27 protein-coding genes are annotated in these 24,544 nt (G+C 68.7%); 12 read left to right on the forward strand and 15 right to left on the reverse strand.

Going from position 1 to position 24,544, the window contains the following annotated elements:
• Positions 1-216: 216 nt before the first annotated feature.
• The gene (locus JCR33_RS15855; RefSeq protein ID WP_198883085.1) at positions 217-1,299 is read left to right on the forward strand and encodes a cell division protein FtsX; all 1,083 of its coding nucleotides are present in this window, start codon (positions 217-219) and stop codon (positions 1,297-1,299) included.
• Positions 1,296-2,090 (forward strand): lysophospholipid acyltransferase family protein, encoded by a 795-nt coding sequence (locus JCR33_RS15860; RefSeq protein WP_198883086.1) that lies wholly within the window; start codon positions 1,296-1,298, stop codon positions 2,088-2,090. The genes JCR33_RS15855 and JCR33_RS15860 overlap by 4 nt, the downstream gene beginning before the upstream one ends.
• Here the strand turns inward: JCR33_RS15860 and JCR33_RS15865 are convergent.
• Complete coding sequence (locus JCR33_RS15865; RefSeq protein ID WP_198883087.1) at positions 2,066-2,599, reverse strand: gamma-glutamylcyclotransferase; 534 nt, start codon at positions 2,597-2,599, stop codon at positions 2,066-2,068. The genes JCR33_RS15860 and JCR33_RS15865 overlap by 25 nt on opposite strands.
• Positions 2,600-2,802: 203 nt before the next feature.
• On the opposite strand from JCR33_RS15865, the gene JCR33_RS15870 reads away from it, so the two are divergent.
• Complete coding sequence (locus JCR33_RS15870) at positions 2,803-3,819, forward strand: DUF2125 domain-containing protein (RefSeq protein WP_198883088.1); 1,017 nt, start codon at positions 2,803-2,805, stop codon at positions 3,817-3,819.
• On the opposite strand, the gene JCR33_RS15875 is transcribed toward JCR33_RS15870, so the two are convergent.
• The 3 genes from JCR33_RS15875 to JCR33_RS15885 are packed head-to-tail and all read right to left on the reverse strand — an operon-like array spanning position 3,803 to position 6,597.
• Positions 3,803-4,801 carry a prephenate/arogenate dehydrogenase family protein gene (locus JCR33_RS15875; RefSeq protein ID WP_198883089.1) on the reverse strand — a complete coding sequence of 333 codons (999 nt, stop codon included), beginning with the start codon at positions 4,799-4,801 and terminating at the stop codon, positions 3,803-3,805. The two genes, JCR33_RS15870 and JCR33_RS15875, sit on opposite strands and share 17 nt — an antisense overlap.
• Entirely contained in the window at positions 4,794-5,906 is a 1,113-nt protein-coding gene (gene hisC, locus JCR33_RS15880) for a histidinol-phosphate transaminase (RefSeq protein WP_198883090.1), read from the reverse strand. The genes JCR33_RS15875 and hisC overlap by 8 nt, the downstream gene beginning before the upstream one ends.
• 25 nt (positions 5,907-5,931) lie before the next feature.
• Positions 5,932-6,597, reverse strand: a complete 666-nt coding sequence (locus tag JCR33_RS15885) for a chorismate mutase (protein ID WP_232372614.1) — start codon at positions 6,595-6,597, stop codon at positions 5,932-5,934.
• 169 nt (positions 6,598-6,766) lie between these two features.
• Here JCR33_RS15885 and metX point away from each other — a divergent pair, with 169 nt between their 5' ends.
• Together metX and metW are read left to right on the forward strand one after the other, a co-directional pair.
• On the forward strand, positions 6,767-7,996 hold the full coding sequence (gene metX, locus JCR33_RS15890; RefSeq protein ID WP_198883092.1) for a homoserine O-acetyltransferase MetX: 1,230 nt from the start codon (positions 6,767-6,769) through the stop codon (positions 7,994-7,996).
• Between the two features lie 8 nt (positions 7,997-8,004).
• Positions 8,005-8,631 (forward strand): methionine biosynthesis protein MetW, encoded by a 627-nt coding sequence (metW, locus tag JCR33_RS15895; RefSeq protein ID WP_198883093.1) that lies wholly within the window; start codon positions 8,005-8,007, stop codon positions 8,629-8,631.
• Here metW and JCR33_RS15900 read toward each other — a convergent pair.
• Positions 8,540-9,376 carry a class I SAM-dependent methyltransferase gene (locus JCR33_RS15900; RefSeq protein ID WP_198883094.1) on the reverse strand — a complete coding sequence of 279 codons (837 nt, stop codon included), beginning with the start codon at positions 9,374-9,376 and terminating at the stop codon, positions 8,540-8,542. The genes metW and JCR33_RS15900 overlap by 92 nt on opposite strands.
• Before the next feature lie 296 nt (positions 9,377-9,672).
• On the opposite strand from JCR33_RS15900, the gene gloB reads away from it, so the two are divergent.
• The 3 genes from gloB (at position 9,673) to JCR33_RS15915 (ending at position 12,005) form a co-directional block, all read left to right on the forward strand.
• Positions 9,673-10,428 (forward strand): hydroxyacylglutathione hydrolase, encoded by a 756-nt coding sequence (gene gloB / locus JCR33_RS15905; protein WP_198883095.1) that lies wholly within the window; start codon positions 9,673-9,675, stop codon positions 10,426-10,428.
• A 10-nt stretch (positions 10,429-10,438) separates the two neighbouring features.
• Positions 10,439-10,870 (forward strand): cupin domain-containing protein, encoded by a 432-nt coding sequence (locus JCR33_RS15910; RefSeq protein ID WP_198883096.1) that lies wholly within the window; start codon positions 10,439-10,441, stop codon positions 10,868-10,870.
• A gap of 199 nt (positions 10,871-11,069) precedes the next feature.
• Positions 11,070-12,005 (forward strand): calcium/sodium antiporter, encoded by a 936-nt coding sequence (locus JCR33_RS15915; protein ID WP_198883097.1) that lies wholly within the window; start codon positions 11,070-11,072, stop codon positions 12,003-12,005.
• A 46-nt stretch (positions 12,006-12,051) separates the two neighbouring features.
• Here JCR33_RS15915 and phbB read toward each other — a convergent pair whose 3' ends face one another.
• Both phbB and JCR33_RS15925 read right to left on the reverse strand, forming a co-directional pair.
• Complete coding sequence (gene phbB, locus JCR33_RS15920; protein ID WP_198883098.1) at positions 12,052-12,774, reverse strand: acetoacetyl-CoA reductase; 723 nt, start codon at positions 12,772-12,774, stop codon at positions 12,052-12,054.
• A gap of 402 nt (positions 12,775-13,176) precedes the next feature.
• Positions 13,177-14,361 (reverse strand): acetyl-CoA C-acetyltransferase, encoded by a 1,185-nt coding sequence (locus tag JCR33_RS15925; protein WP_198883099.1) that lies wholly within the window; start codon positions 14,359-14,361, stop codon positions 13,177-13,179.
• A 269-nt stretch (positions 14,362-14,630) separates the two neighbouring features.
• On the opposite strand from JCR33_RS15925, the gene phaR reads away from it, so the two are divergent.
• The gene (gene phaR, locus JCR33_RS15930) at positions 14,631-15,299 is read left to right on the forward strand and encodes a polyhydroxyalkanoate synthesis repressor PhaR (RefSeq protein WP_198883100.1); all 669 of its coding nucleotides are present in this window, start codon (positions 14,631-14,633) and stop codon (positions 15,297-15,299) included.
• 43 nt (positions 15,300-15,342) lie between these two features.
• Here phaR and JCR33_RS15935 read toward each other — a convergent pair whose 3' ends face one another.
• From JCR33_RS15935 to JCR33_RS15945, 3 genes are all read right to left on the reverse strand, one after another.
• Positions 15,343-15,780, reverse strand: a complete 438-nt coding sequence (locus tag JCR33_RS15935) for a hypothetical protein (protein ID WP_198883101.1) — start codon at positions 15,778-15,780, stop codon at positions 15,343-15,345.
• A 231-nt stretch (positions 15,781-16,011) separates the two neighbouring features.
• Positions 16,012-16,197, reverse strand: coding sequence for a 50S ribosomal protein L32 (gene rpmF, locus JCR33_RS15940; RefSeq protein ID WP_198883102.1), 186 nt, complete (start codon positions 16,195-16,197; stop codon positions 16,012-16,014).
• 137 nt (positions 16,198-16,334) lie between these two features.
• A complete protein-coding gene (locus JCR33_RS15945) occupies positions 16,335-17,027 on the reverse strand; it encodes a transglycosylase domain-containing protein (RefSeq protein ID WP_198883103.1) in 693 nt (230 codons plus the stop codon).
• Between the two features lie 132 nt (positions 17,028-17,159).
• Between JCR33_RS15945 and JCR33_RS15950 the strand changes: the two genes are divergently transcribed.
• Both JCR33_RS15950 and JCR33_RS15955 read left to right on the forward strand, forming a co-directional pair.
• Positions 17,160-18,041: a polyprenyl synthetase family protein gene (locus JCR33_RS15950; RefSeq protein WP_198883104.1), complete on the forward strand. Its 882-nt coding sequence runs from the start codon at positions 17,160-17,162 to the stop codon at positions 18,039-18,041.
• A 93-nt stretch (positions 18,042-18,134) separates the two neighbouring features.
• Positions 18,135-18,527 carry a hypothetical protein gene (locus JCR33_RS15955; protein WP_198883105.1) on the forward strand — a complete coding sequence of 131 codons (393 nt, stop codon included), beginning with the start codon at positions 18,135-18,137 and terminating at the stop codon, positions 18,525-18,527.
• Between the two features lie 164 nt (positions 18,528-18,691).
• Here the strand turns inward: JCR33_RS15955 and leuC are convergent, their stop codons facing one another.
• From leuC to lptB, 5 genes are all read right to left on the reverse strand, one after another.
• Complete coding sequence (leuC, locus tag JCR33_RS15960) at positions 18,692-20,092, reverse strand: 3-isopropylmalate dehydratase large subunit (RefSeq protein ID WP_198883106.1); 1,401 nt, start codon at positions 20,090-20,092, stop codon at positions 18,692-18,694.
• Between the two features lie 115 nt (positions 20,093-20,207).
• Complete coding sequence (gene ptsN / locus JCR33_RS15965; RefSeq protein WP_198883107.1) at positions 20,208-20,669, reverse strand: PTS IIA-like nitrogen regulatory protein PtsN; 462 nt, start codon at positions 20,667-20,669, stop codon at positions 20,208-20,210.
• Positions 20,670-20,674: 5 nt separating this feature from the next.
• Positions 20,675-21,292: a ribosome hibernation-promoting factor, HPF/YfiA family gene (gene hpf, locus JCR33_RS15970; protein WP_198883108.1), complete on the reverse strand. Its 618-nt coding sequence runs from the start codon at positions 21,290-21,292 to the stop codon at positions 20,675-20,677.
• A gap of 172 nt (positions 21,293-21,464) precedes the next feature.
• A complete protein-coding gene (gene rpoN, locus JCR33_RS15975; RefSeq protein ID WP_332461209.1) occupies positions 21,465-22,808 on the reverse strand; it encodes an RNA polymerase factor sigma-54 in 1,344 nt (447 codons plus the stop codon).
• 62 nt (positions 22,809-22,870) lie between these two features.
• A complete protein-coding gene (lptB, locus tag JCR33_RS15980) occupies positions 22,871-23,680 on the reverse strand; it encodes an LPS export ABC transporter ATP-binding protein (RefSeq protein ID WP_408628770.1) in 810 nt (269 codons plus the stop codon).
• Between the two features lie 220 nt (positions 23,681-23,900).
• Here lptB and JCR33_RS15985 point away from each other — a divergent pair, with 220 nt between their 5' ends.
• Positions 23,901-24,527, forward strand: coding sequence for a septation protein A (locus JCR33_RS15985; protein ID WP_198883111.1), 627 nt, complete (start codon positions 23,901-23,903; stop codon positions 24,525-24,527).
• The last annotated feature ends 17 nt before the right edge of the window (positions 24,528-24,544 follow it).

A 24,544-nucleotide genomic window follows, 5' to 3' on the forward strand; every position in this document is an offset into this window, starting at 1 on the left:
GAGCCCCGTTCGCCCGAGCCGCGCACCTCCGACCTACGCTCTGAGGAGCCACGTCCCCCCGAGACACGCCCCCCCGAACCGCGTTCGCCCGAGGCCCGCGCCCCCGAGCGTCGCGCCGCCGACCCGCCGGTACCGCGCGCCACTCCGTCCTCGATGCCGGGGGCGCGCGCCGTCGAAGCGACCCCATCGCGCCGGCCGACGGCCCCGGGCGGCAGCGTGCCCGAGCCGCGCCGTGATGCGGCCGACGCTTGGCGCGCGCCGCCCGTCGAGGCTCCGGAGGACGGCGACGGGGCCGCTCGCCGGACGCTCGAGGCGGCGCCGATCCGCGACGAGACCGCGACGCCCGATCGCGAGCACCACCGGAGTGGACGCGCAAGGCCGGTGATCGACGCCCCCGACGAGCGTACCGTGGTGGAGGGGGGGCCGATCGTGTCGCCCGACACCGTGTCGGGCCGCTCGATGATGGCGGTCATCGCCATCATGACCTTCCTCTGCTCGCTCCTTCTCGGCGCGTCGCTCCTAATCGAGCGGGCGGCCGGGGCGTGGAGTTCGACGGTGCTCGAGGAGGTGAGCGTCACGGTCCTGCCGCTCGACGGAGAGCCGATCGAGCGGCGCCTGCAGGAGGTGGCCACGCTGCTCGAAGGGGCGGGGGGTCTCGCGGACGTCGAGGTAGTGCCCGAGGCGCAGTCCGAAGCGCTGCTGGAGCCCTGGCTCGGCTCGGGGGTCGACCTCTCGGTGCTGCCCGTGCCGCGCCTGGTGGTCGCCCGTCGGACGGGCGCGATCGACACCGAGTTCCTCACCAACGCCGTCGCCAGCGTCCCCGGAGCCTCCCTCGACGACCACAGCGCCTGGAGCGAGCGGCTGTCCGGCATGGCCTCGGCGGTGGCGTTCGGGGCGGTCGCCGGGCTCGCCCTCATCGCCGTCGCCACCGCGATCTCCGTCGTCTTCGCCACCCGCGCCACCATCGCGAGCAACGCGGCGACGGTGGAGGTGCTGCACCTCCTCGGCGCTGAGGATCGCTTCGTGCTCCGCGCCTTCCGCCGCCGCTTCGTGGTGATCGGCGCGAAGGGCGCGCTCGCGGGATGCGTCGCGGCCCTCGCCCTCTTCGGCCTGCTCGACCTCTGGCAGCTCGTGAGTCCCGGGGCGCATTCGCCACAGGCGGAGGCGCTTTTCGGCAACCCCAGCATCGGGCCGATGGGCTATATCGGGCTCCTCGCCGTAGCGGTGGGCATCATCGTGCTCGTCGCCGTCACCGCAAGCCTCGCCGTCCGCCACCACCTCGATCGCTTCATCCGATGACATCATCCACCGCCGATCCATCCGCCAAGGGACCGCGCCGGCCCGGTCTGGCGCACGCCGTCGCCGTGGCGCGGACCGCCGTCTATGCCGTCCTCGCGACGGCCTATTTCATCGCCATGTCCGTCGGCGGCCTGTGGTCGATGCTGTTTCCGGCGCGCCGGATGCGCTGGGTGATGACGTTTTGGATCCGCGGCGACCTCTTCCTCTTGCGCCTCATCGTCGGCCAGCGCGTCGAGATCCTCGGGCGGCAGAACCTGCCGACGGGTCCGGCGATCGTCGCCGCCAAGCATCAGGCGGCGTGGGAGACGATGGTGCTCGTCGTCCTCGTCGATAAGGGCACGACGATCCTCAAGAAGGAGCTGCTCGCGATCCCGCTCTACGGCTGGTACGCGCGCTTCTTCGGCATGATCCCGGTCGACCGGTCGAAGGGGGCGGCGGCGCTGAAGGACCTCGTCGTTCGCGCGAGGGCGGCGATGGACGACGGGTTTCAGCTCGTGATCTATCCGGAAGGGACGCGCCGCCTTCCGGGCGCCCCGCCCGACTACAAGCCCGGCACCGCCTATCTCTACGATCAGCTCAAGGTGCCGATCGTGCCGATCGCGCTCAATTCGGGGATGTTCTGGCCGCGGCGCCGCTTCGTGCGCTATCCGGGCACCATCACCCTCTCGGTGCTGCCACCGATCCCCGCGGGCCTGCCGCGCAAGGAGGCCGCCCAGCGGATGCAGGACGCCATCGAGCGCGAGACGGATCGCCTCGTCACCCTCGCTCAGAAGGAGATCTCGGCCTCCTGACGCAGCCGTTCGGCGAGCGTGGAGAGGCGGGGGTCGGCGATGCCGGCTTCGTGGAGTAGGTCGGCGGTCGCGAGGACATAGTCCTCGTTGCGGCCCGACCGGCCGATGGCGCCGCGGACCTGGGTCACCGTCTCGTCGAGCGACAGGCGACCGGCATACTGACGGTGGGTCCGATCGACCACATAGGTCAGCGCCGCGACATTTCGGCCGTCGGCAAGGGTGGTCGGCACGATCTTCTCAAGGTAGACGCTCGTGACCTGCTCGCGGGCACGCAGATAGGCGACAACATCGTCGTGGTCTCGGTCGGCGACTCGGAAGGCGACGCCGCGGCAGGCGCCGCCGCGATCGAGGCCCATGACGAGGCCCGGTCGGTCTTCGGTGCCACGGTGGACAAAGGAATAGACGCAAAGACGCCGATGGCGTCCACGAATTGTTGCAAACTGTTTCTCTTCGTATGGAAAGTCTGGTCTCCACATGAGCGAGCCGTAACCGAAGACGTAGAGTGACATCAGTTCGCACCCCCTAGCTGCTGGGTCGGACTACGGAGGATAAGGATGGCGTTGACTCTAGGTTGCCGTGATGCATGTCCGGGTGGTCCACGCCGGCCGCGACGATGCGGCGCGGTGTATGGCGACCGTGCTCGCGCAAGATTCACCGTTGGCTGCAAGCGGGCGCGCGCTGGTTCGTGCACTCGATAGGAAAAGGGGAGGCAATGGCCAAACGGTCGGGCGCGCTGCGCTTCAAGATCTTGTTGGGCGTGGCGCTCGTGGCCATCGTGGGTTGGTCGGTGCTGTGGTTCATGGCCGCGGGCATCGTCGACCGGCAGATGAAGAAGGCCGAGCTCGGTGCCCAGGCCGCCGGCATGATCGCGAGCTGCAACAATCGCAGCGTCACCGGTTTCCCCTTCCGCATCGAGGTGCGCTGCACGGGGGGCTCGCGCGTCGGCAACGGCGATGCGCGCACCACCGTCGGCGGCCTCACCGTAGTTGCGCAGGTCTATAGCCCGAACCGCGTCCTTGCCGAGGTGGAGGGGCCGGCCGAACTCGTGTTGCGCGACATGCGGCCGGTGATCGCCGACTGGACCCTCGCCCACGCGAGCGCGCGCCTCAACTTCGGCGCCCGCTCCCTGGAGCGCCTCGATGCGGAGATCAAGCAGGCGACCGTCGACGTGGTCGGCGGCATCGATTTCTCGGTCGGTGAGGTCGACGCCAACCTGCGCCGTTCGCCGGACAATCCACGCGATCTCGACGTCGCGCTCAACCTCCAGCGCGTGCGACCCATCGAAGGCGGCGCGCCGGCGGACGTGACGTTCGTCGGCCGGCTCGGCGACGGGGCGGCGCTGATCGCCGGTCAGGCCGACGCGCTGCTCGAGATCATCGCCGCGCAAGGGGTACCCCTCACCATCGAGCGGGCGACGTTCGCCTCGGGCGACCTCGCGGTGTCCGCCTCGGGCGTCCTGACGCTCGGCGCCGACGGCAAGGTCGACGGCGAGGTCGATCTGGCGATCGCCGGTCACGATGGGGAGCTGCCCTATGTCGCGACCATGGCGCCGCAGGCGGAGGCGACGCTGCGGACGCTCTTCAAGAACGTCCTCGCCTTCGCCCCTGAGACGCAGCTCGGCAAGCGCACGGGCAAGAAGATTTCCCTCACGATCCGCGACGGGCGGGTGATGGCGGGCTTCGTTCCGCTCGCCACCTTGCCGTCGGTGAGCCTCAACGTGCCGCGCTGACGGGGGCGGCCTCGGCGTCGTCCTCCGCGGCTTCCTCGCTGGCGGTCTCCTCGCCGGAGCTTTCCTCGCGCGGGCGGCCGAAGTCCGGCGCGGCGGTGTCCTGGCCGGCGCCGACGACGTCCGTGCGCACCGTCCGGGTGCGTTCGAAGATCTCGTAGAGCGTGTCGCCGTCACCCCAGCGGATGGCGCGCTGGAGAATCGCGAGATCCTCGGAGAAGCGGCCGAGCGACTCCAGCACGGCGACACGATTGTTGAGGAACACGTCGCGCCACATGGTGGGGTCGGAGGCGGCGAGACGCGTGAAGTCGCGGAAGCCGCCGGCGGAGAACTTGATCACCTCCGATTCGGCGACGGACTCCATGTCCGAGGCCGTGCGCACCAGGTTGTAGGCGATGAGGTGCGGCAGGTGCGAGGTGATCGAGAGCACCAGGTCGTGCCGCTCCGCGTCCATCATCTCGATGTGGGAGCCGAACCCGCGCCACATGTCGGCGACGACGTCGAGGGCGTCCTGATCGGTCTCGGGCGTCGGGGTGATGATGCACCAGCGCTTGGCGAAGAGGGTGGCGAAGCCCGCGCGGGGGCCGGACTGCTCCGAGCCCGCGATCGGATGGCCGGCCACGAAGCGGGCGCTCTGGGGCAGGGAGCCCGCCATCGCCTCGATGACGGAGCCCTTCACCGAGCCCACGTCGGTGACGATGGCATCCGCCTGGAGGCTCGGCGCGATGGCTCGGCCCGTCGCTTGCATGGAGCCGACCGGGACCGCGAGAATCACCATGTCGGCCCCTGCGACCGCCTTCGCGGCGCTCACGTGATAGCTCGTGCCGAGGCCGATCTCGGATGCGACGCGGAGCGCATCGCCGTTGCGATCACCGATCGCGATGGGCCCTTTGAACCCGCCGGCCCTCAAGGCCAGCGCGATCGATGACCCGATGAGGCCGATGCCGACGATGGCAACATTTTGGAAGCGAAAACGGTCAACCACCTTGGAGCCCGTCCTTGTATTCGGCGAGGGCGGCGAGGGAGGCTTCGTTGGCTTCCTGGTCCCCGATGGTCATGCGCAGCATCTGCGGCAGGCCATAGGCGGCGACGCGGCGCATCACGACGCCGCGCGCACAGAGGAAGTCGTCGGCCTCGGCGGCATCGGCGCCCGGCACGGTGGAAAAATCGATGAGTATGAAGTTGCCCACGCTGTCGGGCACGCCGAAGCCGAGCGCCCGAATGGCGTCGGTGACGCGGGGAAGCCAGGTTTCGTTGTGTGCGACGGAGCGGTCCTGGTGGGCGCGGTCCTTGATGGCGGCGACGCCGGCGGCGATCGCCGCCGCGTTGACGTTGAACGGGCCGCGGATGCGGTGGAGGGCGTCGATTACGCCCGCCGGCGCGTAGGCCCAGCCGATGCGCAGCCCCGCGAGACCGTGGATCTTGGAGAAGGTCCGCGTCATCACCGTGTCCTCGCGCGTCGCGACGAGCTCGATGCCGGCCTCGTAGTCGTTCTTGCGGACATATTCGGCGTAGGCGGCGTCGATCACCAGGAGGACGCCGGGGGGGAGGCTCTCGCGCAGCCGCCGCACCTCGTGGACGGGGGTGTAGGATCCCGTCGGGTTGTTGGGGTTGGCGAGGAAGACGACGCGCGTCTTCGGCGTGACGGCGGCGAGGATGCGGTCGACGTCGACGGTGAGGTCGCTCTCCGCCACCACCACCGGGGTGGCGCCGGCGGCGAGCGTCACGATGCGGTAGACGAGGAAGGCGTGCTCGGTGAACACCGCCTCGTCGCCCGGCGAGAGAAAGGCGTTGGCGATCAGCGACAACAGCTCGTCGGAGCCGTTGCCGCAAACGATGCGCTCCGGCTTGAGGCCATAGGCGGCGGCGATCGCCTCGCGCAGCAGCGTCGCGCCGCCGTCGGGATAGAGCTCCAGCGAATTCGCCACGTCGAGGAACGCCGCGCGCGCGGCCGGGCTCGGGCCCAACGGGTTCTCGTTGGACGACAGCTTGTGCTGCTTCACCCCCGTCCCGCCGGAGGAGCGCCCCGGAACATAGGCGGCGATCTCGAGAACGGAGGGGCGCGGCGTGGGGCTGGTCGACTGGCTCATCTCAGGTCTTTCGATCCGGTCGAACTCATTCTGCGACCGGGATGACAAGGGGGAAGGGGTGATAGCGGCCGATCACATCATCGTCGGGACCGAGCACGGTGGCGTCCACCTCCCGTGGGGCGTCCCCGTCCTGCGCGACGAGGGCGATGGGGCCGGCGCCGAACGCGACGCCTTCGCCGCCGAGCACCACGACGACCCCCCCGCTGCTGGTATGATATCGGCCGATGGCGTGGGCCTTGCCGCGGCCGGACCACCAGTCGGACGAGGTGGCGGTGTCGATGATGGCGAGGTCGCTCGGCTTTGCGGCGAGGGCGGCGACGGCGTCCGCCGCATCGGCGTGGAGGGCGGCGGAGATCGGGCCGTAGAGAAAGCGCGCGGTGTCGAGCGCGCCGGCGATGTGCAGCGTGAACGGCCGCTGCACCACGCACGCACCGCCGATGAGGACGCGCCAGATGTGCACCAGAATGTCCGCCGGCATCGGCCCCTCGTGGGCGGCGAGGCGGTTCTCGATCACCGCGGCCTCGCGGGCCGGGCGAATGATGCTTTCGTCGGGCCCCTTGGTCTTGCCGATCTCCGCCACGATCTGAAAGCGCTCGCGCAACAACCGATGCAGCCCCGAGTCCACGGCGTCCAGCCGTTCGCGGAGCTTGGCGAGCGAGTCGTCGGAAGCGGCTTTCGAAGGGGGAGACATTATCGTGACCACAGTTTTGCGCAGGATGCGTGGATAGACCGTCGCACTAGCCGACGCAAAGAAAAGATTGACCCATGACAAGCGACCGGCATAGCGTCCGCACCCTCATGACAGGGCGGTTTGCGGCTGGGCCGAACGGTCGGGCGAACCGTGCCTCGAGGATAAGACTATGACCTCTCAGATCGTGGCCGACGGTGGGGTCTCCACCGCCGGGACCACAGGCGACGAGCGAGACCTCCGCCTCAGGAGCGAGGTCGATCAGCCGTCGAGCCCGGTGGCGCGCTTCACCGACGAGCCGCTGCGGCTCGATTCCGGCCAGTGGCTCGACAGCTGGCAGATCGCCTATCAGACCTACGGCACGCTGAATGCCGACAAGACCAACGCGATCCTCCTCTGCCACGCGCTGACGGGCGATCAACACGCCGCGAACACCCATCCCCTGACGGGCCGTCCGGGGTGGTGGAGCGAGATGGTGGGCCCGGGCCGCCCCGTCGACACCGACCACTTCTTCGTCATTTGCTCCAACGTCGTGGGCGGCTGCGCCGGCACCACCGGCCCGGCGTCGATGAACCCGCGCTCCGGCCGGCCCTACGGGCTCGACATGCCGGTCGTCACCATCGCCGACATGGTGCGCGCGCAGGTCCAGCTGATCGATCGGCTCGGCATCGACACGCTGTTCGCCGTCGTCGGCGGCTCGATGGGCGGCATGCAGGTGCTCGAGTGGGGCGCCTCCTATCCCGACCGCGTGTTCGCCGCCATGCCGATCGCCACCGGGCCGCGCCACTCGCCGCAGAATATCGGCTTCCACGAGGTGGGGCGGCAGGCGATCATGGCCGACCCCGAGTGGCACAGCGGGCGCTATCTCGAAATGGACACCAAGCCGCGCTCCGGTCTGTCGGTGGCGCGCATGGCCGCGCACATCACCTACGTGTCGGAGGCGGCGCTGCACCGCAAGTTCGGTCGCAACCTGCAGGACCGCGAGGACATCACCTACGGCTTCGACGCCGACTTTCAGATCGAGAGCTATCTGCGCTACCAGGGGTCGACCTTCGTCGACCGCTTCGACGCCAATTCCTACCTCTACCTCACCCGTGCGATGGACTATTTCGACCTTGCCGACGATCACGGCGGCTTTCTCGCCAACGCCTTTCAGCGCACGCGAGCGCGCTGGCTCGTGGTGTCCTTCACCTCGGACTGGCTGTTCCCGACGTCGGAGAGTCGCGCCATCGTGCGCGCGCTCAACGGCGCGGCGGCGCAGGTGTCGTTCATGGAGTTCGTGAGCGACAAGGGGCACGACGCCTTCCTGCTCGAGGAGCCGGAGTTCCACCGCGCGGCCCGCGGCTTCCTCACCGGGGCGGCGATCGCCCGTGGCATCGAGCCGCCGGGAGCTGCGATTTGAACCCTCGCATGACGGTCAATCCGAGCGCCGTCGGGCCGACTCGGCTGGACTTCGACGTGATCCGCGAGCTCGTGGAGCCGGGCACCCGCATCCTCGACGTGGGCTGTGGCGACGGATCGCTGATGGCCCTCCTCGTCGGCACCCACGGCGTGCGCGCCTCGGGCATCGAGATCGACCCGGACGGGGTGAAGGAGGCGGTGGCGCTCGGCCTCTCCGTGGTCCAAGGCGATGCCGACACCGATCTCGTGAACTACCCCGACCGCGCCTTCGACTACGTGATCCTGTCGCAGACGCTGCAGGCGACGCGGGCACCCCGCAAGGTGCTGGAGAATCTGCTGCGCATCGGGGAGCACTGCATCGTGTCCTTCCCCAACTTCGGCTTCTGGAAGCTGCGCATGCAGGTGCTTCTGTCGGGTCGCATGCCGAAGACCAAGCTGCTGCCTCAGCCGTGGTGGGATAGCGCCAACATCCACTTCTGCACGATCCGCGACTTCGTGGATCTGTGCGCCGTGATGGGGGTGGAGGTGGAGAACGCCATCGCGCTCAACGCCGCCGGCACGCGCATGCCGTTTCAGGCGCCGTGGTGGTTCTGGAACCTGTTTGGTGAGCAGGCCGTGTTTCTGATCCGCCGCTGAGCGGATCGGCGGTGGCGGAGCGGGTGGGGACCGGCGCGAGGCCCGGCACCAGGATCTTGAGGCCGCGCGCCGGCTTGTTGACCGGAATGCCGCGCATCAGCGTCTTCTGTGCCTCGACGGCGAGCATGCCGGCAAAGCTCGGCATCACCTTGCTGCCGACGCGCTCCCAGGCGCCGGCCGAGCCGAGCACGAAGCGGCGGCGCGAGGGCGGCACGTAGAGAAAGCGGCGGATGGTGATCGGCTCCAGCCAGGCGCTTTCGAGAAGCTGGCAGAGCTGCGAGCGGGAGAAGGGGCGGCCGCGCCCCATGGGCGTGTGCTCGGCGCGTGCCCATGCGCCGGAGCGATAGGGCACGATGGCGAGGATGCGACCCGCCGGCATCAGCACGCGCCAGGCTTCGCGCAGCACCTGCGAGGGGTCGTGCGTCGTCTCCAGCACGTGGACGAGAAGCACCTTGTCGACCGACGAATCGGGCAGCGGCAGCGCGTCCTCGTAGGCGAGGGCGGTGATGTTGGGCCCCTCGCGCGGCCAGTGGAGGATGCCTTCCGCCGCCGGCATCAGCGCGATCACCCGCTCCGCCTCGCCGAGATAGGGCCGCAGATAAGGCGTCGCGTGGCCGATGCCGACGAGGCGCTCGGCGGTGGCGGTCGGCCACACGGCCCGCATCTCCGCGCCGATGATCTGGCGCACGATCCGACCGAGCGGGGTGAGATAGAAGTCGCTCAGTGCTGTGACGTCGAGGTGCATACCAGATGTCCATCAACCATTCCCGAGGCATAGCACGGGCGGCGGCCGACGCCCATCGAGCCCCCATCCATCGAGCCCCATCCATCGACCCCCGACCCATAGACCCGACGGGCCACAGGGACATGGCATCGGCGCCCGGCGCGTGGTAGGCGGAAGTGCGGGTCGGCGCGGTGCTTCGGCCCGTGCACCCCATTTTGACGGATGCGGGTTCTCGCGACACGCATCTCCCCGCGGCGGAACGGGTTTTCGTCGCGCTGCCGTTGTTTTATGCGAGTGAGCGCCAACTGGAGAACGTCATGGCCGAGATCCGCCTCATTCCCTGCCTGTCGGACAACTACGCCGTGCTGGTGCACGAGGGCGACGAGACGGTGCTCGTCGACGCGCCCGAAGCGGGGCCGATCAAGGCGGCCCTCGCCGAGACCGGGTGGACGCTGACGACGATCCTCATCACCCATCACCACTCCGACCACGTCCAGGCGATCGCCGCGGTGAAGGGCGACGCCAAGGTGATCGGCCCGGCGGACGAGGCGGACCGGATCGCAGGTCTCGACGAGACGCTGAAGGACGGTGCGGACTTCATGGTCGGCCCCTTCCACGTCATCGCCATGTCGACGCCCGGCCACACCTCCGGTCCGCTGAGCTACTATTTCCCCGACCAGGGCATCGCCTTCACCGCCGACACGCTGTTCGCCATGGGATGCGGCCGCCTGTTCGAGGGCGACCCGGCGACCATGTGGTCCTCCTTCAAGAAGCTGCGGGCCGCGCTGCCTGACGACACGCGGATCTATTGCGGCCACGAATATACCCTCACCAACGCCCGCTACGGCCATCAGGCGCTTCCCGACGACGCGGCGATCTCCGAGCGGCTGAAGGTGGTGGAAGCGGCGCGCGAGAAGCTGGAGCCCACCGTTCCGACGACGATGGCGGCGGAAAAGGCCACCAACCCGTTCATGCGGGCGGACGATCCGGCGGTCGCCGCCATGTTGGGAATGGCCGGGGCCGACCCGGTGGACGTGTTTGCGCATCTGCGCAAGGGCCGCGATTCCTTCTGAGCGCCCACCCATGACCCCAGCCGAGATCATCGCCGCCCTCGGGATGCAGCCCCACCCGGAGGGCGGCCACTTCGTCGAGACGTTCCGCGACGCTCCCGAGGGCGGTCGCGGCCACTCCACCGCCATCTACTACCTCCTCGAAGCCGGCCAGATGTCGGCGTGGCATCGCGTGGACGCGGCCGAGGTCTGGCACCACTATGTCGGCGGGCCGCTCGCCCTCACGATCGCACCCGACGGAGGGGCGGCGACGACCCACCATCTCGGTGGCGACCTCGCTGCCGGCGAGCGCCCGCAGATCGTAGTGCCGGCCGGCCACTGGCAGACCGCCGAGCCGCTCGGCGCCTTCACCCTGGTGGGCTGCACGGTGGCGCCGGGCTTCGCCTTCGAGGGGTTCGAGATGGCTCCCGCCGGCTGGCGGCCGACACTGCGGTCATCTGACTAGGGGCGTTGAAAGCAGGCCGTCGCGCACCTACTCCATAAGGGTGTGCCGAGCGACGCGCTCTGCGCAACAGCGTCAGTTTGCCGACATTTGGCTGTGGCATGAACCGGACAGCGTCCTGTCCGCGGATTGTCGCGGCCGAGCTCGGCTCCCTCCTCTTGCGCCACGGCTCCGGCGGCGCGTTTGCCCCAGGTGACCCTTGATGTTCCTCGCCCTGCAGATCGTCGGAGGCTTTCTCGGCCTCCTCATAGGCGGGGATCTTCTGGTGCGGGGGGCGTCGGCAATCGCGGTGAGGCTCGGGATGTCGCCGCTCGTCGTCGGGGTGGTGATCGTGGGCTTCGGCACCTCGGTGCCCGAGCTCGTGACGTGCGTGCGCGCCGCGCTCGGCGGGGCCTCCGGCATTGCCGTCGGCAACATCGTCGGCTCCAACATCGCCAACATCCTGCTGATTCTCGGCGCGGCGGCCCTGATGCGCCCGTTCGCCGCATCGCGCCATGCCGTCCTGCGCGACGGCAGCATCGTGATCGCCTCGGCGCTGATGTTCGCGGCGGCCGCGTGGACGGGCACCATGGGCCGCGTCACCGGCGCGGTGTTCGTCGTCCTCCTCATCGCCTACCTCGTCTACACCGTGCGCAGCGACCGCAAGGCAGCGGCAAGCTACGACGACGTGCCGGCAGTGGAGGGAACGTCGCTCCTGATGGCGATCGTGGCGATCGTGGTGGGCCTCATCCTGGTGCTGCTCGGGGCGGAATATCTCGTCAACGGCGCGGTGGTGACGGCCCGCCTGTTCCACGTGTCGGAGGAGGTGATCGGCCTCACCATGGTCGCCGTCGGCACGTCGCTGCCGGAGCTCGCGACGTCGGTGGTGGCGGCGATCCGCAAGCACCCCGAGATCGCGCTCGGCAACGTGCTCGGCTCCAACGTCTACAACGCGGTGGGCATCATGGGCATCACCGCCCTCGTGAAGCCGGTGCCGGTGTCCGACACGCTGCGCACCGTCGATATCCCGCTGATGGTGGCGATCTCGGTGCTTCTGGTGGTGATGGTGGCGACGGGGCGGCGCGTGTCGCGCTGGGAGGGGGCGATGCTCCTCGCGCTCTACGGCGTCTATATCGGCTTGCAGACGCAGGCGGCCTGAGGGGAGGGCGGCACGCCACCCTCCCGCCCGGCCGTCGACCGATCGGTCAGGTGATGTACTGGCCGCCGTTGATCGTCATCGTCGCGCCGGTGATGAAGGCGGCGTCCTCGGAGGCGAGATAGGCGCAGAGCTTGCCGATCTCGCCGGCCTGGCCGAGCCGCCCCACCGGGATCGCGGCGATGATGCTCTCCAGCACCTTCTCCGGCACGGCCGCCACCATGTCGGTGTCGATGTAGCCGGGGCAGACCGCGTTGACGGTGATGCCCTTGCGCGCATTCTCCTGGGCGAGCGCTTTGGTGAAGCCGATCACGCCGGCTTTGGCGGCCGAGTAGTTCACCTGCCCCATCTGGCCCTTCTGGCCGTTGATGGAGGAGATGTTGATGACGCGGCCGAAGCCGCGATCGCGCATGCCGTTGATCAGCGGGCGGGTGACGGAGAAGAGCGAGGAGAGGTCGGTGTCGATCACCGCCGACCACTGCTCCCAGCTCATGCGGTGGAAGGTGGTGTCGCGCGTGATGCCCGCGTTGTTCACCACCACGTCGATGGGGCCGATGGCCGCCTCGATCTCCGGCAGGCGGGCTGCGCAGACGGCGTGGTCGCTGACGTCGAACTTCTCGACATGGATGCCGGTCTCGTCGCTGAAGGCCTTCGCCTTCTCGTCGTTGCCGGCGTAGTTGGCGATGACTGTGTGTCCCGTCTCCTTGAGTGCCTTCGAGATCGCGGCACCGATGCCGCGTGTGCCGCCCGTCACCAATGCGATGCGCGCCATGGGGTCCCTCCGTACTGCCCGCTGAGCGGGTCTATCGTTTCCTGTACCGTATGACCTAGTTCAAACGTGCTGCAAACTGCACGAATTTTGCCAATTCATTCAGTGCGATGCGCGTCTGTCACGCTGCACCGCACCGGTGCGCTGCAGCAACGCGTTCAAGGCACGGATAGCGACGATGCTACGGCGCGAACGATGTCGCCTTGATGTCGGACAATGTTGAGAGATCCCGAAGCGATCGGGGAGACGGAAAGCGCATCGCGGCGGGGAGGGCGCTTGCGGCGAATCCGTCGGCAGGGAGGGGACGGAGCCGGGTTTGCCGCTGTCGCGGCGATGGCAGGTCGATCCCGCCGCCGCGCCGGTTCGTCGCGGGTGGTCGCCCCTCGGGGCCGGCCCGTCGAAGGCTTACTGCATGCGCTCCACGCACATCGCGACACCCATGCCGCCACCGATGCAGAGCGTCGCGAGGCCGCGGTTGGCGCCACGGCGGGCCATCTCGAAGAGCAGCGTGGTGAGAACGCGGTTGCCCGATGCACCGATCGGGTGACCGATGGCGATGGCCCCGCCGTTGACGTTCACGATGTCGCTCGACCAGCCCATGTCCTTGTTGACGGCGCAGGCCTGAGCCGCGAACGCCTCGTTGGCCTCGACGAGGTTGAGATCGCCGACGCTCCAGCCGGCCTTCGCCAGCGCCTTCTGGGAAGCGGGGATGGGGCCCGTGCCCATCACCTTCGGGTCGACGCCCGCCGTCGCCCAGGACACGATCTTCACCATCGGCGTGATGCCGCGCTTCTCGGCGTTGGCGAGCGACATCAGGACCATCGCCGAGGCGCCGTCGTTGATGCCGGAGGCGTTGCCGGCGGTCACCGTGCCGTCCTTCTCGAAGGCCGGGCGGAGCTTGGTCATCGCATCGATCGAGGCGCCGTGGCGGATATACTCGTCGTCCTCCACGATGGTGTCGCCCTTGCGACCCTTCACCGTGACGGGGACGATCTCGTCCTTGAAGCGGCCGGCCTTCTGGGCGGCCTCGGCCTTGTTCTGCGAGGCGACGGCGAACTCGTCCTGCTGCTCGCGGGTGATCTGCCACTCACGTGCCACGTTCTCGGCGGTCGTGCCCATGTGGTAGCCGTTGAAGAAGTCCCACAGGCCGTCCTTGATCATGGTGTCGACCATCTTGAAGTCGCCCATCTTGTGGCCGGCGCGCAGGTGCCCGGCATGGGGCGAGAGGGTCATGTTCTCCTGCCCGCCGGCGACGATGATGTCGGCGTCGCCGGTCTGGATCTGCTGCATGCCGATGCAGACCGAGCGCAGGCCCGAGCCGCACACCTGATTGAGGCTCCACGCGGTCGCCTCCTTGGGAATGCCGGCGCCAATGGCGGCCTGGCGGGCGGGGTTCATGCCGTTGGCGGCGGTGAGGACCTGGCCGAGGATCACCTCGTTCACCTCTTCCGGCGCGACGCCGGCACGCTCCAGGGCGCCCTTGATCGCGACCGTTCCGAGCTCGGCGGCGGGAACGGTGGCAAACGAGCCGTTGAAGGAGCCCACGGGTGTGCGGGCGGCGCTCGCGATCACGACGCTGTCATCGGCCATCTTAAACTCCTCTCGGTGTTCTTTCGGCGGGAAGGGCCGGGGACGGGGCCGTTCCAATGTTGGCGAGACTACAGACCCCACCCCTCCACACTGTCAACAGACTGTTCCGGCGGCAATGGCTGTTCGCATTTGCAGCAAATCGGCTGGCGTTGAACGTGAATTGGTCTTAGGCTGTGCAAACTGGAGGCCGCCGGGTCGTGTGTGGGCGGGGTGGCCGAGCGGCCAGAGCCCGACCAGAGAGACCGGACCTGTTCAAATAGAGGTGTGGCATGCCGGGCGAGAAGCCGCCGATCGTCATCAAGAAATACGCCAACCGGCGCCTCTATCACACGGGAACGAGCGCGTACGTCACGCTCGAAGACCTTGCGGATATGGTGCGTCGTGGCGAGGAATTCGTGGTGCAGGATGCCAAGACCGGTGAGGAGATCACCCGTGGCGTCCTCGGCCAGATCATCTTCGATGCGGAGAGCCGCGGGAAGGGGCTTCTGCCGATCGCCTTCCTGCGTCAGCTCATCACCTATTATGGCGACCAGATGCAGACCCTCGTGCCGACTTATCTGGAGCACTCGCTCGCCTCGTTCACGCGCGAGCAGGAGAAGATGCGCAAGGACATGACCGACGCCTTCGGCATGCCCTTCAGCGCGGTGGAGGATCAGGTGCGGCGGAACATGGACATGTTCAACCGCTCGATGCGGATGTTCATGCCCTTCGCCGGCGAGGCCGGGACGGCGCCGGAGGAGGCGCCGCGGGCCGACGCCACCAACGCCGAGCATCTCGCCCAGGACGTCGCGGCGCTGCGCGGCGAACTGGCGCGGATGCAGGCGCGGATCGACGCGCTCGCGAGCCCGCCGCAGCCCGCCCCCGCCGCCAACGCCCCGGAGGACGAGCCGGCGGCGGACGTCACCACGCCCAAGAAGCGCACCAAGTCGCAGGGCTGACGCCCAAGCGCCCCGCCCGCACGGGCAGGGCGCGGCCGACCCGTCAGTCGGGCACCGCGTCCATGGTGCTGTGCGAGGCGACCATGGAGATCGACACCGTCGACAGCGTGTCGACGAGGGCGACGATCGTCAGAAGGAAGAACACCGACGTTCCGGCGAACGGCACCGTCAGGAACAAGATGATGTAGACGCACAGGACGAGCACCATCACGATGTTGCCGAGAACGGTGCCGCGGTTGGTGCTCGCCGAGCGAAGCATGCCGAGCAGCAGGAGCACGATGGCGACGGTGACGAGCAGGTCGCCGTAGCTCAGCGACCAGGATTGCCCCGACACCAGCGTGAACGAGATTACCGCTTTGCTCCAGAACGGATGCAGCGCCACCTGTCCCGGCTCCACGACATAGTTGGAGTGGTCGTAGAGGAAGACGGCCGCGAAAGTGTAGAGAACGAGGGGGATGAGGGTGAACGGAAAGAGTCCCATCGGTGCCTGCCTTGCGTCTTATGAGGAGCGCACCCGATGGCCGGGCGGCGCCACTGGGTCAAGTCGCGGCGACGAAGGACAGTTCCACCGGAGCGCAACAAAAGGACCCTGCCGGCCCTCGGTGCGCGCGCAAACATGTGCGCCGCGCCGACGGATCGGCACGGCGGTCACGCCATCGGCATGAAACGGGCGTCCGGACATCGAATGAGGCCGGACGCGAATCGGATCGGATCAGTCGTCCGACTTCACATTGAGGACCTGGCGGCCACGGTAGCGGCCGGTCTTCAGGTCGATGTGATGCGGGCGCTTCAGCTCGCCGCTGTCCTTGTCTTCCACGTAGGTGGGCGTCTTCAGCCCGTCGGCAGAGCGACGGAAGCCGCGCTTCATGGGGCTGACCTTCCGCTTGGGCACGGCCATGATCGAACACTCCTCTCGCCGCGCGTCGCGGCATCGACAGTCAAATAAGCAGGGGCGGCGGCCACACGCCACCGAACGAGGCCGTATAAGGCGACGACGGCCGCAATGCAATGGTGCCGCCCGCAACCCGTGCCGGGTCAGGGGCGGATCCGCTCCGGCAGACAAGTAAACACCCACGGCGCGCGGTCAAGCTCCTTTTCCACGTGGGCCATCACGGCGCGGTGGCGCCGGCTCGGCGAAAGCGGGTGACGCACCGAGGGCGCGGGCAGCATCGTCGCCATCGCGAGCGCCTGCTCGCGGGTGAGGTCGGCGCTCGCAACGCCGAAATAGCGCTCCGCCGCCGCCTCCGCGCCGAACACGTTGGAGCCCCATTGGGCGATGTTGAGGTAGATCTCGAGGACGCGATCCTTGGACAGGACGAGGTCCATCCAGAACGCCAGCGGCACCTCCAGCGCCTTGCGCACGTAGGAGCGGTCCGGCCAGAGAAAGAGGTTCTTCACCACCTGCATGGTGATGGTGCTCGCCCCCCGCGGCGTCTGCCCGTCGAGCGCCTTGGCGACGACGATGCGCATCTGCCCGAGGTCCACGCCCCAGTGCAGACAGAAGCGGGCGTCCTCGCTCATCACCACGGCCCGCACCAGATAGGGGGACATGTCGTCGAGCGGTCGCCAGATCTGCACGGCGGGCTGATGCATGCGCTCCGACCGCAGGATCGCCAGCGACGGGGGGTCGATCACCGCGTAGATGACGGTGAGGACGAGCGGCGTCGCCGCGAGAAGGCCGACGAGGCTGGCGAGGAGGCCGCAGAGACTGGCGATGGCAAGGCGCACGGCACCTCCTTGCGTGAACGGCGCGCCGTTGGAACGGCAGCGTCCCCAGCGGCACTTTCACATAGTGCCCTCGATTTGATACCGCCAACCGCACGTTTGGCGACACGCCCCGCGCGGGCAAGGAGACCACCGATGGATTTCGCCGCACGGCTTGCCGAAACGGCCCGCCTGACCGATGCAGCGCTGGCGGAGGCCCTCGCCGGGCTCGCCGCCGAGGGCCGGGTGCCCGCCACTCTCCTCGCGGCAACCGAGCACGCTCTCCTCGGCGGTGGCAAGCGTTTCCGCCCCTTTCTGGTGATCGAGGCGACGATCCTGTGCGACGGGCCGGCCGACGCCGCCATCGCCGTGGGCGCGGCCTTCGAGTGCGTCCACGCCTACAGTCTGGTGCACGACGATCTGCCGGCGATGGACGACGACGACATGCGCCGCGGCCGCCCGACGGTGCACAAGGCGTACGACGAGGCGACCGCGATCCTCGTCGGCGACGGGCTGCAGGCGCTCGCCTTCGAGATCGTCACCGCGCCGCCGGTGCCGATCGACGCCGCCGGCCCGCTCGCCCGCCTGCTCGCGGCGGCGGCGGGCTTCCAGGGCATGGTCGGCGGCCAGCATCGCGACCTCAACGCCGCGGGGCTCGACGCCGACGGCATCCGCCTGATGCAGGGCATGAAGACCGGGGCGCTGATTCGAGCCGCCGCGGAGGCCGGCGCGATCGTCGCGGGGGCGCCGGAGGAGGCGCGCCGGCGTCTCGCCGAGTTCGGCGCGCTGATCGGCGAGGCGTTCCAGCTCGCCGACGACCTTCTCGATATCGAAGGCACCGCCGAGGAGACCGGCAAGCGCGTCAACAAGGACGCCGAAGGCGGCAAGGCGACGCTCGCCGCGCTCCTCGGCCCGGAGGCGGCGCGGGTGCGGCTCGGCGAGACGGTGGCGCGGGCGTCGGAGATCCTCGCCCCCTTCGGCGCACGCGCCGACGTGCTGCGCGAGGCGTGCCGGTTCGTCGCCGAGCGGCGCTCGTAAAGGTGGGTGAAGCCCCGCTGAATGGGTGGCTCAGCCCGCCTTCAGCCCGCATCGGCGAAGCTCCTGCCGTCAACACGACGACAGGAGAGATCGATGCACACGAGACTGATCCAGAACTTCGCCGTCCCCATCGTGATGGCCGCGGTCCTCGTCGGCGCGACGGGGGCGATGGCCGCGCCGTCCCATGGAGAAACGCCGCGCTTCGTCCCGACCGTTGCCACCGCCCCCGCCACGGCGGACGCGACGGCGGGCCTGGTGCTGGTCGCCCACGCGAGCGACTGGCACCACCGTCACGGTGAACGGCGGGACTATCGCCATCATCGGCGGCCGGACTACGGCCATCGGCGGCACGGCCGGCGGGTGAGCGTCGTCCGCCGGCCCTGCCAGACGCGGGTCATCCGTCGGACGCCCTACGGCCGCGTGGTGGAGGTGATCGAAACCTGTGGGTCGCGCTATCGTGGTCCGCGCGGCTGGCGCGGCTACTGAACCTCAGCGGAGCCGTCGCGGCGGCTGGACTTGCGTGGAGCCGTCGCGGCGGCTGGACTTATGTGGAGCCGTCGCGGCGGCTGATCCGAGGGGGCGGCCGCCGAAGTCCGCCCTCCCGCAGCGCCCTCGACGTCGCGGGAGGGCGGCATGCCGCCCGGTGCGGGTCAGAACTTGCGCACGTCCACGAAGTGACCGGCGATCGCCGCGGCCGCCGCCATCGCCGGAGACACCAGATGGGTGCGCCCACGGTAGCCCTGGCGGCCTTCGAAGTTGCGGTTGGAGGTGGACGCGCAGCGCTCGCCCGGCTCCAGCCGGTCGGCGTTCATCGCGAGGCACATCGAGCAGCCCGGCTCGCGCCACTCGAAACCCGCCTCGAGCAGGATCTTGTCGATCCCCTCCGCCTCGGCCTGCGCCTTGACGAGGCCGGACCCCGGCACCACCAGCGCGCTGACGCTCTCCGCCACCTTGTGGCCGCGCACGATGTTGGCGACGGCCCGCAGGTCCTCGATGCGCCCGTTGGTGCAGGAGCCGATGAACACCTTGTCGATGGCGATGTCGGTCATTGGGGTGCCGGGGGTGAGCGCCATATATTCGAGCGCGCGCTCCATGGCACGACGCTTGGCCGGGTCCTCGACGTCCGCCGGATTCGGCACCGCACCTTCGATCGACATCACCGCCTCGGGCGAGGTGCCCCAGGTGACGATCGGCGGCAAGTTCGCTCCATCGAGGCTGACCTCGCGGTCGAACGCGGCGTCCTCATCGCTCGGCAGGGTCTTCCAGTAGGCGAGGGCCTGTTCGAACGCGATGCCCTTCGGCGCCTTGGGGCGGCCGTCGATATAGGCGAAGGTGGTGTCGTCGGGCGCGACCATGCCGGCGCGCGCGCCGCCCTCGATCGACATGTTGCAGACCGTCATGCGGCCTTCCATCGACAGGGCGCGGATGGCGTCGCCGGCATATTCGATCACGTAGCCGGTGCCGCCGGCGGTGCCGATGTGGCCGATGATCGACAGCACGATGTCCTTCGCGGTGACGCCGGCGGGCGTCATGCCGTTGACCGACACGCGCATGTTCTTCGCCTTGCGCGAGACGAGGGTCTGCGTCGCGAGGACGTGCTCGACTTCCGACGTGCCGATGCCGTGGGCGAGCGCCCCGAAGGCGCCGTGGGTGGAGGTGTGGCTGTCGCCGCACACGATGGTCATGCCCGGCAGGGTGAAGCCCTGCTCGGGGCCGACGATGTGCACGATGCCCTGCCGAATGTCGCGCTCGTTGTAATACTCGACACCGAAGTCCACGGCGTTCTGCGCCAGCGTCTCCACCTGAAGCGCCGATTCCGGATCGTCGATGCCGTGGCTGCGGTCGGTGGTGGGGACGTTGTGGTCGACGACGGCGAGGGTGCGCGTGGGCGCGTGGACCTGACGGCCGGCAATGCGTAGCCCTTCGAACGCTTGCGGGCTCGTGACCTCGTGGACCAGATGGCGATCGATGTAGAGAAGCGCCGTACCGTCATCCGAGATTTCGACGAGATGGTCGTCCCAGATTTTGTCGTACAGCGTGCGCGGCGGCATGGTGCCCGTCCCCCTCAGTTCTCGTTGGAACTGTTCAGATGCCAATCCGAAGCGCGGATGGCAAGCTCTTCAGGTGAGACGCGCGCTGCGGGCGGTGCATACCGCCCGGTGGGGTTCAGCCGGCAATCGCCGGAGTGCGGGTGATCAGCTCGAAGACGTCGGTCGCCGTATCGGCGTTGCGCAACTCGTCCGTCATGCCGGGGGTGCGCAGCACGCGGGCGATCTTGGCCAGCGCCTTCAGGTGATCGGCACCCGCCTCCTCCGGCGCGAGCAGGGCGAAGATGAGGTCGACGGGCTGGTCGTCCAGCGCCTCGAATTCGATGGGCTCGGCGAGGCGGAAGAAGAAACCGTATATCTTGTCGAGCCCGACGAGTTTGCCATGCGGGATGGCGATGCCGTTGCCGACGCCGGTGGAGCCGAGGCGCTCGCGCTGGAGCAGCGTGTCGAACACCTCGCGCTCGGGCATGCCCGTCTGGCGGGCCGCCACGGCGCTGATCTCCTGGATTGCGTGCTTCTTGGAGTGCACGGGAAGCCGCAGGATCACGGCTTCCGGCGCCAGGAGGTTGGAGATCTCCACGGGTTTCACTCGGCCGCGGCGCCGGTGGCGCCGGTTGGAACCTCGTCGTGGCCCGCGAGGGAGGGATCGATCCAGCCGACATTGCCGTCGGCGCGGCGGTAGACGACGTTGTGGGTGCCGTTGGCGGCGTTGCGGAACATCAGCGCGGGAGCGTCGATGAGGTCGAGCTCCAGGACGGCCATGCCCACGGTCATCGTCTTGATCTTGGTCGGCGCCTCGGCGACCACGAGGGGCGCGTAGTTGGCCTCGAGCTCCTCGTCCTCGTCGGGCGTCGCGAGCACCGAGAGGGTCGCGGCGGCCACCTCGTCGGCCCCGCTGCCGGGCCCGTGGTGGTGGGCCTTGAGACGTCGCTTGTAGCGGCGCAGCCGCTTGTCGATCCGCTCGGCGGCCTGATCGAAGGCGAAGGTGGCATCGCCCGCCGAGGCGGAGGTGCGCAGCACGATGCCGGTGTCGAGGTGGAGGGTGCAGTCGACGTCGAAGCCGGCGCCGGTCTTCGACAGGGTGATCTGGCCGGAATGGTTGCCGTCGAAATACTTGCCGAGAGACGTCGCGAGGCGCTCTTCGATTCGCTGACGCAGGGCCGCCCCTACATCCATATTCTTGCCGGTGATGGTGAGGGACATGGCGGCCTCGTCGCTTCTGTTGGGTCGTGCACTGTAGGATAGGGCGGATCGGCGTGCACGGCCTGGAATGGCTGGAACTTGCTGAACCACTCGTGCGTGAGCGCACGAGGTGCGTGCTATGCACCTGTATCCTGCAGGGGCGCGGCCTTCTATGCGCGGCGCGGACTGCATGTCAACGCCGCAAATGGGAGCTTGCGAAGCCTTCGTGTCGCGCCATTCGGCGGCGTTCGACGGACGACGGAATGTTCATCGCCTCGCGATATTTCGCCACCGTGCGCCGCGCGATGACGATTCCGTTGGCCTTGAGCGTCTTCACGATCTCGTCGTCGGAGCGCACGGAAGCTGGCGTTTCGGTGTCGACGAGCTGGCGAATCTGTGCCCGCACGGCGTCGGCGGAGACGCTGCCGTCGGCCGCGTCGATGGCGACGGCGAAGAAGGCGCGGAAGGGGAAGACGCCGCGTGGCGAGGATAGCGCTTTGTTGGAGACCACGCGGGAAACCGTGGATTCGTGCATGCCAATATCCTCCGCGACTTCGCGCAGGGTGAGAGGGGAGACGTGCTGCGCCGTGCCTTCAAAGAAGGCACGCTGCCGCGTCACAATGGCGCTCGCCACCTTCACAATGGTACGGGCGCGTTGATCGAGGCTGCGCGTCAGCCAGTGGGCCGAGCGCAGGCACTGATTGGCGAAGCTGACCGCGGCGGTGTTGCCGGTGGCGGCGATCTCGGCGTGGTAGTCCGCGTCGATCAGGACCTTGGGCATGCGCGCGGTGTCGAGGACCACGAGAAAGCCGCCGTTGGCGCGGCGGCGCACGATCACGTCGGGCTCGATGGCGTGGATCGGGGCGGCGTCGAAGGCGAGGCCCGGCCGCGGGTCGAGGGTGCGGATCGTCGACAGCGTCTCCACCACCGCGCTCTCGCTCGTGTCGCACACCTCCGCGAGGCGGCGCACGTCGCGCCGCGCGACGAGGTGGAGATTGTCGAGAATGCCCTGTGCCACCGGCGTGAGAGCGTCGATCTCGGCGAGCTGAAGCGCCAGGCACTCCTGCAGAGAGCGGGCGAAGAGGCCGGTCGGCTCCATGGTCTGCAGCTTTGCGAGGGTGGCCGAGACGGCGGCGCCCGACACGCCCAGCATCTCGAGCGCCGACGTCTCGGCCCCATCCGACAGGCGACCGTCCTCGTCGAGCGAGCCGATCAGAAAATTGGCGATCTGCTGCTCGGCCGGCGTGAGGCCAAGCGTCGCGGCCTCGCGGGCGCAATGCTCGGTCAAGCTGGTCCGACCCGCGACCGCGGCGAGGGGATCGTTGCCGGAGACCTCGCGCACCCCCTCGCGGCGCACCGGCACGCGCCCGTCGCTGCGCGACGCGAGGGTAAGCAGCGGATTTTGATCGACTTCTTCGCGAACCGCCGCCTCCAGCTCGAGGTTCGACATCTGGAGGAGTTTGATCGCCTGCATGAGCTGCGGCGTCATGGCCAGCGTTTGACGCTGTGTTTGGACGAGTCGGAGAGAAGGTGTCACAGAGCTTCGAACCGTTGGCGCGTTCCTTGCATGCGCATTGAATAAACGGTTGGGCCCGTGAGTCAAAGGCGGAATTTCTCACCCAAATAGAGCCGGCGCACGTCCGGGTTGTTAACAATCTCCTCAGGTGTCCCCTCGGTCAACACCGATCCCGAGGCGATGATGGTGGCCCGATCGATGAGACCAAGTGTCTCACGCACGTTGTGGTCGGTGATCAGGACGCCGATGCCGCGCCGCGTGAGGTGGCGCACCAGCGTCTGAATGTCGGCGACGGCGATGGGGTCGACGCCCGCGAACGGCTCGTCGAGAAGCATGAAATCGGGCCGGGAGGCGAGGGCGCGGGCGATCTCCACGCGCCGCCGCTCGCCGCCCGAGAGCGACGTCGCCGGCGCGTGCGCGAGGCGGGTGAGGCCGAACTCCTCGAGCAGCTCCTCGAGCGCGGCCTTGCGCGCCCGGGCGTTCTTCTCGGTGAGCTCCAGGATCGCGAGCACGTTCTGCGCCACCGTGAGGCCGCGGAAGATCGAGGCTTCCTGGGGCAGATAGCCGATGCCGAGCCGGGCGCGGCGGTACATCGGCAGGTGGGTGACGTCGAAGCCGTCGAGCGTGATCGTCCCCGCGTCCGGCCGGATGAGGCCGGTGATCATGTAGAACACGGTGGTCTTGCCGGCGCCGTTGGGGCCGAGCAGACCCACTGTCTCGCCGCGCTCCACGTGGAGCGACACGTCGCTCACGACGGCTCGCCGCCCATAGATCTTGGCAAGGCTCGACACGGTGAGGCCGAGGGGGGCCTCGTCGGGTCGAGCCTTGGAGCGTGTCCGCGCCGAGGGGCGCGAGTGGGCGTGTGGGGCAGTCTGATCCATGCCTTCGTCCATAGCGCGGGCGTGGTGGCGAACGGGTAAATCGTCGCTCGCACCAATAGACCGATTTAGCATGTTGCGTCACGCATACCCGTCCCGCAGCACGCTCGACACCGGACGTTGCCCACATGGGGACCTCGGCGCGCCGGCGCTACTGTGGCAAAAGGGGCCCCGCGGGTTGGCATCGTCGGAGCGCCAACACACTTGATGCGGGATAAGATCACGAGGAGCGCGTATGGCCGCCCGACAACAAAACAGCATCGCGAAGCTCGTTCTGGAGCTCGGGCCGCTCGTCACCTTCTTCGTGGTCAACGCGCGGGCGGAGGCCTGGCACTTCGCCGACTACGCACTTTTTTCGGGCGTCGCCCCCAAGGAAGTGCCCATCATGGCGGCGACGGCGGCGTTCATGCTGGCGACCGTCGCGGCGCTCGCGGTGTCCCTCGCCCTCTACCGCCGCATCCCGGTGATGCCGCTCCTCTCCGGCGTCATCGTCGTCGTGTTCGGCGGGCTGACCCTCTATCTGCAGGACGAGCTGTTCATCAAGCTGAAGCCCACCATCGTGAACCTGATGTTCGCGGCGGCGCTGCTCGGCGGCCTTTTCGTATTTAAGCGGCCGCTCCTCGGGTTCGTGTTCGATTCGGTGTTCCAGCTCGACGAGGAGGGGTGGTGGAAGCTGTCCTTCCGCTGGGGCCTCTTCTTCCTCTTCCTCGCCGGCCTCAACGAGGCGGTGTGGCGCAGCTTCTCCACCGACACCTGGGTGACCTTCAAGGTGTTCGGCACCATGCCGCTGACGATCGCCTTCGCGATCTCCCAGATGCCGCTTCTCAACCGCCACCAGCTGAAGCCGACGGCCGACGGGTGAGCCGGCCCGATCGCGGC

The sequence above is a fragment of the Acuticoccus mangrovi genome (assembly GCF_016411865.1).
Classification (GTDB): Bacteria; Pseudomonadota; Alphaproteobacteria; order Rhizobiales; family Amorphaceae; genus Acuticoccus; species Acuticoccus mangrovi.